This is a genomic window from Curtobacterium aurantiacum (assembly GCF_018598555.1).
Classification (GTDB): domain Bacteria; phylum Actinomycetota; class Actinomycetes; order Actinomycetales; family Microbacteriaceae; genus Curtobacterium; species Curtobacterium aurantiacum.
Genome location: NZ_JAHEWN010000008.1, coordinates 123,407 through 135,210, shown reverse-complemented (window position 1 = coordinate 135,210; position 11,804 = coordinate 123,407). Strand labels below are relative to the sequence as shown.

Here is an 11,804-nt window from a genome sequence, read left to right as displayed (position 1 = left end):
AGGGACATGTCGCACTACCTGTACCTCGTCCGGCACGGCGAACACCAGGACGCCGAACACGGCCTGCGGGACGGCAAGCTCTCGGAGCGCGGGAAGCGTCAGGCGACCCTGATCGCGGACCGGCTCGGTGGTGTGCCCTTCGACGGCGTGTACCACTCCCCGCTCGAAGCCCCGAGCGAGACCGCTGCGTTCCTGTCGCAGCGCCTGCCGTCGATCCAGCCGGAGCCCTCGACGCTGCTCTTCGACTGCATCCCCTCCGGTCCGACCCCGGACATGCCGCACGCGTACAAGGGCTGGTACGGCGGCATCACCGAAGAGGAGATCGTCGCCGGACAGGCCCAGATGGGTGACGCCGTGTCGGAGTGGTTCACCCCTGCGCGCGAGGACCGCCACGACCTCCTCATCACGCACAACGCCGTGATCGGCTGGTTCGTGCGCGAGGCGTTCCAGGCTCCGGAGTGGCGCTGGATGGGCACGAACGTCGCGCACACCGCCCTCACGATCATCCGGATCCGCTCGGCGAAGCCCGCCGAGGTCGTCACGCTGAACGACCTGGCGCACCTGCCGGTGGAACTGCGCACCGGTCTGCCGGTCGACCAGCCCGTCTAGCGACGCGCCCTGCCCGGGATCGCCAGCCTGCCTGGAGGCCCGTGGCGGCTCAGGCGATCGGCTTGCGGTACCAGGCGGTCGCGTTCGGGTTGTCGTTGAACGGCTCGACGCGCTCGTAGCCGCGGCTCCGGTACAGCGCGGCTGCGGCGACGAGCGAGTCGTTCGTGTCGAGCACGATGCTCGTGGCCCCGAGGTCGGCCCCGGCACGCTCGAGCAGGTCCATCACGGCCGTCGCGACGCCCTTGCCGCGTCCGTCCGGGGTGACGAAGACGTGCTTGACCTCGAACCGGACGTCGACGGCTCCCGACGCGTCTACACCGTCCGCGATCCGGCGGAGCCCACCGCACCCCACGGCGGTGACACCCGCGTACGCCACCGCGAACACCCCGTTCGGCGGTGTGAACTCGGCCGCCGGGGTGCGTTTCCGCGAGTAGCTGCCCTGCGCGCTCGGGAACGTCGCCTCGCGCTCGTCCAGGTACGCGTCGAGCAGCACGTCGACCTCGGGCAGATCGGCCGGCACGGTCCTGACCTCGACTGACATGCGTCGATCCTAGGATGGACGGCATGGTCACTCCCGTCGCCGTCGTCGGCGCCACCGGTCGTCTCGGGGGCCTCGTGGCCTCCGTCGTCGAGGAACTCCCGGAGTTCGAGCTCGTCGCCCGTCTGTCCTCGAAGGACGGCGCGCACGAGGCGCCGCCCTCGGTCTTCGGCGGCGCGGCACTCGTCGTCGACGTGACCGTGCCGTCGCTCAGCCCGGCGATCGTGGAGAACGCGCTGTCGAGCGGCGCGAACGTGCTCGTCGGCACCTCCGGCTGGTCGCTCGACCGGCTCGCCAAGCTCCGCTCCGGGCTGCAGGAGCGCCCGGAGCAGGGGGTGCTCGTCGTCCCGAACTTCTCGATCGGCTCGGTGCTCGGCACGCACCTGGCGACGATCGCGGCGCCGTGGTTCCCGGCCGCCGAGATCGTCGAGACCCACCACGCCGGCAAGATCGACTCGCCTTCGGGCACCGCGGTGCGCACCGCCGAGCTGATGGCGGACGCCCGGCGCGAGGTCGGCCCGGTGGACGCCCCGCACGTCGACCAGCGCGCCCGTGGCCAGCAGGTCGCGAGCGTGCCGATCCACTCGCTCCGATTGCCGGGTGTGAAGGCCGTGCAGGACGTCGTGCTGAGCGGCCCCGGCGAGACGCTGACGATCCGGCACGACACCAACGACGACGTCGCCTACGTGGCGGGCATCCGTGCCGCGCTGGCGAACGTGGTCTCGGCGCGCGGGCTCACCGTGGGCCTCGGCAGCGTCCTCGGCATCGGCTGACGGCCGTGGGTCGGATGGAGCGGGCCGGACGCAGGATCCGCTCACCGTTCTGGGGCGCGGCGCTGATGGCGGTGCTGCTCGCCCTCTACATCGGGCTCGTCGGGCAGCGCGCCGTCGCCTTCATCGCGACCGGCGTCCCGATCGGCATCGGCATCGGCGTCGCGCTGTTCGTCGTCGCCGCGATCGGGGCGCTCCTGCTCGTGCTCGAGTTCCGCTTCGGCATCCGCATCACCCGGCTCGGCGCACGGCTCGAGGCCGAGGGTGGGGCACCGGAGGACGTCGTCCCGGTCCGCCCCTCCGGCCGGCCGGTGCGCGACGCCGCCGACGAGCTGTTCCCGCAGTACCGCGACGCGGTCGAGCAGGACCCGACCGACTGGCGGGCCTGGTACCGGCTCGGCGTGGTCTACGACGCCGCCGGGGACCGCAAGCGTGCGCGAGCGGCGATGCGCACCGCCCTGGCGCGCGCTGCCGGCCGCTGACCGCTGGCCCGTCAGCCGCTGACCGCTGGCTCGTCGGCGGCCTGCGCGACGGATCAGAAGACGGCGTCGATCGCGTCCGCCGCCTGCGTGTACCGGAACGTGTAGCCGGACTCGAGCAGCTTCGTGGGGACCATCCGCTGGCTCGACAGCAGCATGTCGTCGGCCGCGTCGCGCAGCGCCAGGCGCAGGGCGAACTCCGGGATCCGGAACAGGTACGGCCGGTGCAGCGCCTCGGCGACGTGCTTCGTGATGCGGTCGGCGACGACGGGCTCGGGGCCCGCGAGGTTCACCGGACCGGTCACGTCCGGTGCCGCGGTCGCCAGGTGCACGATCGCGCCGACCTCGTCCTCGAGCGCGATCCACGGCCAGTGCTGCCCACCGGTGCCGAGCCGGCTGCCGACGCCGAGCTTCGTGAGCGGGACGAGGGGTGCGAGTGCCCCGCCGCCCTTGCCGATGACGATGCCGGTGCGGAGCGTGACGACGCGGACCCCCGCGGGCGCGGCGTTCGCAGCCGATTCCCACGCCGTGCAGACGTCGGCGAGGAAGCCCGTGCCCGGGGCCGCGTCGTCCTGCAGCACGTCGGCCGGGCGGTCGCCGTACACGCCGGAGGCCGAGCCCGACAGGAACAGTGCCGGGGGAGTGGCGGCGTGCCGCATCGCCTCGACCAGGGTGTCGGTGGCGTCGATGCGCGAGCTGCGGATCTCCTTGCGGTACGCGTCCGTCCACGGCAGCTTGCCGATGTTCGCGCCGGCCAGGTTGATCACGACGTCGGCGCCGTCCACGATCGCGGGGTCGAGGGGACGTCGCCCCGGTGCCCAGCGGAACTCGGTCGCGGTGCGCGCTTCGCGGCGGACGAGCGTGGTGACGTGGTGACCCGCCTCGCGCAGGGCACGGACGAGGGGCGTCCCGATGAACCCGGACGAGCCGGCCACCAGGATCGAGAGCGGTTGTTCCGTCGTGTCGGGCATGCCCGCAACGCTACTCACACCGACGTAGGCTTCTGTGTGTGACCGACAGCGAGACCGTACAGCCCGACGCCTCCGTCCCGACGCCCTACGAAGACCTGCTCCGCCGGGTCCTCACCGAGGGATCGCCGAAGGGCGACCGCACCGGCACCGGGACCCGGAGCCTGTTCGGCGCACAGCTCCGCTACGACCTGTCGGAGGGCTTCCCGCTCGTCACCACGAAGCGCGTGCACTTCAAGTCGGTCGCGTACGAACTCCTGTGGTTCCTGCGCGGCGAGGGCAACGCGACCTGGCTGCAGGAGCACGGCGTCCGGATCTGGAACGAGTGGGCGGACGAGGACGGTGACCTCGGCCCGGTGTACGGCGTGCAGTGGCGCTCGTGGCCGACCCCCTCCGGTGAGCACGTCGACCAGATCGCCCAGGTCATCGAGCAGATCAAGACGAATCCGGACAGCCGCCGGCTCATCGTCTCGGCGTGGAACGTCGCGGACGTGCCGGACATGGCGCTCGCCCCGTGCCACGCCTTCTTCCAGTTCTCCGTCAACGACGGCAAGCTCTCGTGCCAGCTCTACCAGCGCAGCGCCGACATGTTCCTCGGCGTCCCGTTCAACATCGCCTCGTACGCGCTGCTGACCCACATGATCGCGGCGCAGACCGGGCTCGAGGTCGGCGACTTCGTCTGGACCGGCGGCGACTGCCACATCTACGACAACCACGTCGAACAGGTCGAGGAGCAGCTGTCCCGCACCGCCTACCGACTGCCGACGCTCGAGCTCGCCGCGCGCGACTCGATCGACGACTACGAGTACGAGGACTTCACCGTCGTCGGCTACGAGCACCACCCGGCGATCAAGGCCGCGGTCGCCGTCTGATGATCGGCATGGTCTGGGCCCGCTCGACCAGCGGCGTCATCGGGGCCGACGGCGGCATGCCCTGGCACGTGCCGGAGGACCTGGCGCACTTCAAGCAGGTCACAGGCAACGCGACCGTGCTGATGGGCCGGCGCACCTGGGAGTCCCTGCCCGAGCGCTTCCGGCCGCTGCCCGGGCGGCGCAACGTCGTGCTGACCCGTGACGCGACGTGGACGGCCGACGGGGCCGAGGTCGTGCACGACCTGCAGGCCGCGCTCGACACCGACGAGACCGTCTGGGTCATCGGCGGCGGCCAGGTGTACGACGCCGCACTCGACGCGGCCGACCACGTCTCCGAGACCCTCATCGACGTCGACGTCGCGGGGGACACCGCGGCGCCCGAGCTCGGCGACGACTGGACCCTGGTCGACGACGGCCCGTGGCAGGAGTCCCGGAACGGCGGCACCCGCTACCGGTTCCTGGAGTGGCAGCGCCGCGCCTGAGGGCCCGATGTCGCCGGGCGTGACCGGCGGGACGGACGTGATCCGGGCCTCCTGTCCGCGCCGCAGGCGGTCCACCGTCCACACGGACGGCGGTCCTCGCGCGCATCCCCGGTACGCTGGTGCCCGTGTCCCCGCGTGAGAATCCCTTCGGTCAGGTCCTCGTCGCCCTCGTGACCCCGTTCACGGCCGACGGCGAGGTCGACTGGCCCGGCGTCGAGCAGCACATCGACGACTGCATCACCGCCGGCGCCGACGGCATCGTCGTGACCGGCACGACCGGCGAGACGTCGACGCTGACGGACCCGGAGAAGCTCCGGTTGGTCGAGGTCGGCAAGTCCGTCGCCGCCGGCCGCGCGAAGATCATCACGGGTGGTGGCTCGAACGAGACCGCCCACGCGATCCACCTGTACAAGCAGAGCGAGAAGGCCGGCGCGGACGGCGTGATGATCGTCACGCCGTACTACAACAAGCCGACGCAGTCGGGTGTCCTCACCCACTTCCGGATGATCGCGGACGCCACCGACCTGCCGGTGATCCTGTACGACATCCCGGGCCGCACCGGCATCCCGATCACGTACGACACGATCCTTCGTGCATCGAAGCACCCGAACATCCTCGCCGTGAAGGACGCCAAGGGCGACTTCGCCGAGGTCTCACGGGTACTGAACAACACCGACCTGATGTACTTCTCCGGCGACGACACGAACGTGCTCCCGCACCTGTCGATCGGTGCCACCGGCCTGATCGGCGTGACCGCGAACATCACGAGCGCGCCGTACCGCACCATCGTCGACGCCGTGAACCGGGGCGACCTGGCCACCGCGACGGCCGAGCACAAGCGACTCGAGCCGCTCGTCCGCGCCGTGATGACGCACGTTCCCGGTACCGTGGCCGCGAAGTACATCCTGCACGGACTCGGCCGCATCGGCAGCCCGCGCGTCCGACTGCCGCTCGTCGGCCCCGAGGACTCCGAGGCGTACGCCATCGAGACCTCGCTCGAAGCCGTGCGCGACGTACCCGGCGCCGACTTCTCGAACTTCCGCCCCGACCGCAACGCGGCGGCCGGCGGTGCACTACCGAAGGTGCCAGGCACCACCCGCTAGCGAACACCGCGGCGCGCAGCACGCGCGTCGCCCGAATCCGTAGGACCGAATGCCCACACAGATCTCCGAACCGCAGCCGCTCGAAGCCGGCACCCTCCGCGTCGTCCCCATCGGGGGCCTCGGCGAGATCGGTCGCAACATGACCGTCTACGAGTACGAGGGCAAGCTGCTCATCGTCGACGCCGGCGTGCTGTTCCCCGAGGAGCACCAGCCCGGTGTCGACCTGATCCTGCCGGACTTCTCGCCGATCCGGGACCGCCTCGACGACGTCCTCGGTGTCGTGCTCACGCACGGCCACGAAGACCACATCGGCGCCGTCCCGTACCTGCTCAAGCTCCGCGACGACATCCCGCTGATCGGCTCCACGCTGACCCTCGCTCTGGTCGAGGCGAAGCTCAAGGAACACCGGATCAAGCCGTACACGCTCGTCGTGGCCGAGGACCAGACCGAGCAGATCGGCCCGTTCCACCTCGAGTTCGTCGCCGTGAACCACTCCATCCCGGACGCCCTCGCCGTCGCCATCACGACCCCCGCCGGTCGTGTCCTGCACACGGGCGACTTCAAGATGGACCAGCTCCCGCTGGACGACCGCATCACCGACCTCCGTGCGTTCGCCCGTCTGGGCGAGGCCGGTGTGGACCTGTTCCTGCCGGACTCCACGAACGCCGACGTGCCGGGCTTCACCGCTCCGGAGCGCGACATCGGCCCGGTGCTCGAGAACATCATCATGCGCGCCCGCAAGAAGGTCGTCGTGGCGAGCTTCTCGTCGCACGTGCACCGCGTGCAGCAGGTCCTCGACGCCGCCGCGGCCGCGAACCGCAAGGTCGCGTTCATGGGCCGCTCGATGATCCGCAACATGACGATCGCCGCCGAGCTCGGGTACCTGCGGGTGCCGGAGAACGTGCTCATCGACACGAAGAAGGCGAAGAACGTCCCCGACGACCAGATCGTCTACATGTCGACCGGGTCGCAGGGCGAGCCGATGGCCGTCCTGGCCCGCATGGCGAACCTCGAGCACCAGATCGAGATCGGCGAGGGGGACACCGTCATCCTCGCGTCGTCGCTCATCCCGGGCAACGAGAACGCCGTGTACCGCGTCATCGACGGGCTGACCAAGCTCGGTGCGAAGGTCGTGCACAAGGGCAACGCGAAGGTGCACGTCTCCGGACACGCCTCCGCCGGCGAGCTGCTCTACTGCTACAACATCCTGCGTCCGCGCAACGTGCTCCCCGTCCACGGCGAGCACCGCCACCTGTACGCGAACGCCGACCTGGCGATCCAGACGGGTGTCCCGCCGCGCAACGTCATCCTCGGGCAGGACGGCATCGTCGTCGACCTGAAGGACGGCGTCGCGACGGTCGCCGGGCAGCTCGACATCGGGTACGTCTACGTCGACGGTTCCACCGTCGGCGAGATCACCGACGCCGACCTCAAGGACCGCCGTGTCCTCGCGGAGGAGGGCTTCATCTCGATCTTCGCCGCGGTGGACTTCACCACGGGGCAGTGCGTGATCGGCCCGGAGATCCAGTCGCGCGGGTTCGCCGAGACCGACGCGGTCTTCGACGACGTCCGTCCGCAGATCGCCAAGGCCCTGGCCGAGGCCGCTGCCAACGGCACCCGCGACTCGCACGCGTTCGCGCAGGTCGTCCGCCGCACCGTCGGCCGCTGGGTGAACACGAAGCACCGTCGCCGTCCGATGATCGTCCCGGTGGTCATCGAGGCGTAGCGCGCCACGATCGCGTTCGTCGCGTTCGTCGCGTTCGTCGCGTTCGTCGCGTTCGGCCGGGAGGCCCGTCCGGCGTCCGTCACGGACGCTGCGGCGGGCCTTCCTGCGTTTGTCCTGAGCGGGCGTTAGGGTTCTGCCCATGGCCGGAGGCACCAAGTCGACCACGCGCTCGCGCGCGTCCACGTCGTCCCGTGGCAACGGGACGCGCGGTTCGTCGCGCACCCAGGCCACGACGAAGAAGCTGCCGCAGGCCGCACCGACACCGGTGTTCCGCGAGCAGAACCCGCTCGTGACCTTCTGGCTCGCGATGGCGCACGGCGTCGGGGCGATGTTCCGGCTGCTCGGCAAGGAGACCCTCGAGAAGGACCAGCGGCGCGACGGGTTCCCGTTCCTGCTGTTCCTGCTCGCCATCGCCGGCGGGGTCGTGGAGTGGCTCAACCCGACCAACAGCGTCTCCGTCGCACTCGACGCGTACACGTTCGGCGGGCTGTTCGGCCGTCTGGCGTTCGCGCTGCCCGTGATCATGATCGTGTTCGCCGGGTGGCTGTTCCGGCACCCCGCGTCCGTGCACGACAACACCCGGATCGGCATCGGGCTGGGCATCCTGATCGTGTCGATCGCCTCGCTCTGCCACGTGTTCGGCGGCCGACCGAGCGCGGCCGACGGCATGCCCGCGCTGGCCGCGGCCGGCGGTGTCCTCGGCTGGGTCGTCATCGGCTGGCTCGTCACCATCGCGACCGCCTGGGTGGCCGTGCCCGTGGCGATCGTGCTGCTCGTGCTCTCGCTCTTCATCATCACCAAGACCCCACCGAACAAGCTCGGTCGGCGTCTGCACGAGCTCTACGCCTACCTGTTCGGCGCACCGGCCCCCGCGGCCGAGCCCGAGGTCGACGCAGCCGCCGTCGCGGAGCCCGCCGCCCGTGCCCGTGCAACCAAGCGGGGCAAGAAGGGCGACACCGACTTCCAGCTGTTCGACGACCTCGGGTTCGGTGACGAGCAGGCGGCCGCCGCGGCCGAAGCCGAGGCCGGTGGCGACACCGTGCCGTGGTGGCGCCGGAACAAGTCCGGTCGCGAAGAAGACCCGGCGTACGACAGCCCGGTGCTGCCCCCGGCCACCGGTGTCGCCCCGGCGGCCCCGCCGGCCGCGCCCGCCGCCGCCGCCGCACCCGCTGCACCGGTCGTCAGCCCGAACGCCGGCGCTGCTGCCGGGCTCGTCGACCTGACGCCGGCCGAGCCCGCGTCGGTCAACCTCAACGACTCCGTCGGGCAGGACCTGCAGGACGCCGAGCAGGCCCTCCGCGCGTTCGGCACCGACGTCCCCGCGCGGCCGGAGCCGACCGCCGACATCCGTCCCGTGGTCCCCGAGGTGCTCTCCGAGCCCGAGGTCGTCGACGAGCCGGAGGACATCGACGCCGCCGCCGAGCTCAGTGCGGCCGCCGCCGGCTCCGACGAGGACCCTTCGAAGCCCTACCGCCTGCCCGCCGCGACGACCCTGAGCTCGGGCACACCCTCGGTCGCTCGCAGCCAGGCGAACGACGACATCGTCGCGGCCATCACCGGCGTGCTCACCGAGTTCAAGGTCGACGCGAAGGTCACCGGCTTCTCCCGCGGGCCGACGGTCACCCGGTACGAGATCGAGCTCGGCCCCGGCGTCAAGGTCGAGCGCGTGACGGCGCTGTCGAAGAACCTGTCGTACGCGGTCGCCTCGAACGAGGTCCGGATCCTGTCGCCGATCCCGGGCAAGAGCGCCATCGGTGTCGAGATCCCGAACACCGACCGCGAGATCGTGTCCCTCGGCGACGTCCTGCGTTCGAACGCCGCACGCAAGTCGAAGCACCCGATGACGATCGGCGTCGGCAAGGACGTCGAGGGCGGCTTCGTCGTCGCGAACCTGGCGAAGATGCCGCACCTGCTCGTCGCGGGCTCCACCGGTTCCGGCAAGTCGGTGTTCATCAACTCGATGATCACGTCGCTGCTCATGCGGGCGAAGCCGTCCGAGGTCCGCATGGTCCTGGTCGACCCGAAGCGCGTCGAGCTCTCGATCTACGCCGGTGTCCCGCACCTCATCACGCCCATCATCACGAACCCGAAGAAGGCGGCAGAAGCGCTGCAGTGGGTCGTGAAGGAGATGGACATGCGGTACGACGACCTGGCGTCGTTCGGTTTCCGCCACGTCGACGACTTCAACAAGGCGATCGAGAACAACGAGATCGTCCTGCCGTCGGGCAGCGAGCGGAAGCTCAAGCCGTACCCGTACCTGCTCGTCGTCGTCGACGAGCTCGCCGACCTCATGCTCGTGGCGCCGCGCGACGTCGAGGAGTCGATCGTCCGCATCACCCAGCTCGCCCGTGCCGCCGGCATCCACCTGGTGCTCGCGACGCAGCGCCCGTCGGTCGACGTCATCACCGGGCTGATCAAGGCGAACGTGCCGTCGCGCATCGCCTTCGCGGTGACGAGCGTCACGGACTCCCGCGTCATCCTCGACCAGCCCGGTGCCGACAAGCTGATCGGCCAGGGCGACGCGCTGTTCCTGCCGATGGGTTCGTCCAAGTCGCTCCGCGTGCAGGGCGCCTGGGTGCAGGAGGGCGAGGTCGCCGAGGTCGTCCAGCACGTGACGCGCCAGGCCCAGCCCGAGTACCGCCAGGACGTCCAGGCCGTGGTCGAGCGCAAGGAGATCGACGCCGACATCGGCGACGACCTCGAACTGCTGCTCGCGGCCGTCGAGCAGGTCGTCTCGACCCAGTTCGGTTCGACGTCGATGCTGCAGCGCAAGCTCCGCGTCGGTTTCGCCAAGGCCGGTCGTCTGATGGACCTGATGGAGTCGCGCGACATCGTCGGGCCGTCCGAGGGCTCCAAGGCCCGCGACGTCCTGGTGACCGCCGACCAGCTGCCCGCGGTGCTCGCGAAGCTCCGCGGCGAGGAGCCGCCCGCCGCAGCCGCTCCGGCAGCAGCCGCGCCGACACCGTCCGCCGACGGTGACCGGTACGGCGCCGACCCCGTCGGGGACATGACCCGCGGGTACGATGAAGTCCACGACGAGCCCGATGAGGACGCGTGGGGACTGACGGGCAGGGAGTGACGGCGATGACCGCCTCGGACAGCACGAACACCACGCACGGCGCACGGTTCCCGTGGCGCGGCCGGTTGCTGCGCAAGGGCCCCGGCCCGGCGTCGACCGCCAACGTGGCGAACATCATCACGGTGGTGCGCATCCTCATGGCGCCGCTGTTCTTCGTCCTGCTGCTGGCCGACGCCGGCAACGACGGACCACTGCGCATCTGGGCGGCGGTCGTGTTCGTCGTCGCGATCGTCACGGACAGCGCCGACGGCATCATCGCCCGCCGCCAGAACCTGGTCACCGACTTCGGCAAGCTGGTCGACCCGATCGCCGACAAGGTGCTCATCGGTGGTGCGCTCGTCGCCCTGTCGATCCTGCAGGAACTGCCCTGGTACGTGACCGTGCTGATCATGGTGCGCGAGATCGGCATCACGGTGTTCCGCTTCGCCGTGCTGTCGGACCGGGTGATCCCGGCCAGCCGCGGCGGCAAGATCAAGACCGTGCTGCAAGCCGTCGCCCTGACGGCCGCGCTGTTCCCCTGGTGGAACCTCGTCGGCGACTGGGCACACTGGGTCAACGGCATCCTGATGACGGCCGCGTTCCTGGCAACGATCCTGAGCGGGATCGACTACCTGTGGCAGGCATGGAAGTACAACCGCACCACAGCGTGACCGGGCCCGACCGCTCGACGCAGGCCGCGCCTCCCGTCCCGGTCGCACCAGGACTCATCGCCGAGCTGACGGCACGGGGGGAGACCCTCGCCGTGGCGGAGTCGCTCACCGGCGGGCTCGTCGTCGCGACGCTCGTCGACGTGCCGGGCGCCAGTGCCGTCGTGCGCGGCGGCGTCGTGGCGTACGCGACGCCCGTGAAGCACTCCGTGCTGGGGGTGTCGGCGTCCCTGCTCGAGGCGGAGGGGGCCGTCCACCCGGAGGTCGCTCGGCAGATGGCCGCCGGTGTCCGGATCGCGCTGTCCGTCGACGGGGAACCCGCGACGTGGGGGATCAGCACGACGGGCGTCGCCGGTCCGGACCCGCAGGACGGCAAGCCCGTCGGCACGGTGTACGTCGGGATCGCGTCCGCCGCCGGGGCCGAGGCCTTCGCGCTCCACCTCGACGGTGACCGGGAAGCAATCCGGCACGCCACCGTCTCCGAACTCCTGTCACGGATGTCGTCCGAAGTCCGGGGCCGGGAATAGGTCC

12 protein-coding genes are annotated in these 11,804 nt (G+C 70.8%); 10 read left to right on the top strand and 2 right to left on the bottom strand.

All coding sequences use genetic code 11. The annotated features are described in order from the left end of the window. Window positions 1-6 precede the first annotated feature (6 nt). Window positions 7-609, top strand: a complete 603-nt coding sequence (locus tag KK087_RS09300) for a histidine phosphatase family protein (RefSeq protein WP_214530688.1) — start codon at window positions 7-9, stop codon at window positions 607-609. Between the two features lie 49 nt (window positions 610-658). Here the strand turns inward: KK087_RS09300 and KK087_RS09295 are convergent, their stop codons facing one another. Next, entirely contained in the window at window positions 659-1,150 is a 492-nt protein-coding gene (locus KK087_RS09295) for a GNAT family N-acetyltransferase (protein ID WP_214564926.1), read from the bottom strand. A gap of 23 nt (window positions 1,151-1,173) precedes the next feature. On the opposite strand from KK087_RS09295, the gene KK087_RS09290 reads away from it, so the two are divergent. Both KK087_RS09290 and KK087_RS09285 read left to right on the top strand, forming a co-directional pair. Beyond that, on the top strand, window positions 1,174-1,920 hold the full coding sequence (locus tag KK087_RS09290) for a 4-hydroxy-tetrahydrodipicolinate reductase (protein WP_250900960.1): 747 nt from the start codon (window positions 1,174-1,176) through the stop codon (window positions 1,918-1,920). Window positions 1,921-1,934: 14 nt separating this feature from the next. Beyond that, window positions 1,935-2,399 (top strand): tetratricopeptide repeat protein, encoded by a 465-nt coding sequence (locus KK087_RS09285; protein WP_214564945.1) that lies wholly within the window; start codon window positions 1,935-1,937, stop codon window positions 2,397-2,399. A 53-nt stretch (window positions 2,400-2,452) separates the two neighbouring features. Here KK087_RS09285 and KK087_RS09280 read toward each other — a convergent pair whose 3' ends face one another. Next, entirely contained in the window at window positions 2,453-3,367 is a 915-nt protein-coding gene (locus KK087_RS09280) for a TIGR01777 family oxidoreductase (RefSeq protein WP_214530691.1), read from the bottom strand. 38 nt (window positions 3,368-3,405) lie between these two features. Between KK087_RS09280 and KK087_RS09275 the strand changes: the two genes are divergently transcribed. The 7 genes from KK087_RS09275 to KK087_RS09245 all read left to right on the top strand — a co-directional run bounded on the left by KK087_RS09275 (window position 3,406) and on the right by KK087_RS09245 (window position 11,800). Further along, complete coding sequence (locus KK087_RS09275; RefSeq protein ID WP_214543623.1) at window positions 3,406-4,236, top strand: thymidylate synthase; 831 nt, start codon at window positions 3,406-3,408, stop codon at window positions 4,234-4,236. After that, window positions 4,236-4,718: a dihydrofolate reductase gene (locus KK087_RS09270; RefSeq protein ID WP_214564924.1), complete on the top strand. Its 483-nt coding sequence runs from the start codon at window positions 4,236-4,238 to the stop codon at window positions 4,716-4,718. Before KK087_RS09275 ends, KK087_RS09270 begins: the two co-directional genes overlap by 1 nt. 125 nt (window positions 4,719-4,843) lie before the next feature. Continuing rightward, complete coding sequence (gene dapA / locus KK087_RS09265; protein WP_017885921.1) at window positions 4,844-5,821, top strand: 4-hydroxy-tetrahydrodipicolinate synthase; 978 nt, start codon at window positions 4,844-4,846, stop codon at window positions 5,819-5,821. A 49-nt stretch (window positions 5,822-5,870) separates the two neighbouring features. Next, on the top strand, window positions 5,871-7,547 hold the full coding sequence (locus KK087_RS09260) for a ribonuclease J (protein WP_214530694.1): 1,677 nt from the start codon (window positions 5,871-5,873) through the stop codon (window positions 7,545-7,547). 139 nt (window positions 7,548-7,686) lie between these two features. Beyond that, window positions 7,687-10,626, top strand: a complete 2,940-nt coding sequence (locus KK087_RS09255) for an FtsK/SpoIIIE family DNA translocase (RefSeq protein ID WP_214564923.1) — start codon at window positions 7,687-7,689, stop codon at window positions 10,624-10,626. Between the two features lie 5 nt (window positions 10,627-10,631). Next, window positions 10,632-11,276: a CDP-diacylglycerol--glycerol-3-phosphate 3-phosphatidyltransferase gene (gene pgsA / locus KK087_RS09250; RefSeq protein WP_250900959.1), complete on the top strand. Its 645-nt coding sequence runs from the start codon at window positions 10,632-10,634 to the stop codon at window positions 11,274-11,276. Then, on the top strand, window positions 11,273-11,800 hold the full coding sequence (locus tag KK087_RS09245; protein ID WP_214530696.1) for a CinA family protein: 528 nt from the start codon (window positions 11,273-11,275) through the stop codon (window positions 11,798-11,800). The genes pgsA and KK087_RS09245 overlap by 4 nt, the downstream gene beginning before the upstream one ends. The last annotated feature ends 4 nt before the right edge of the window (window positions 11,801-11,804 follow it).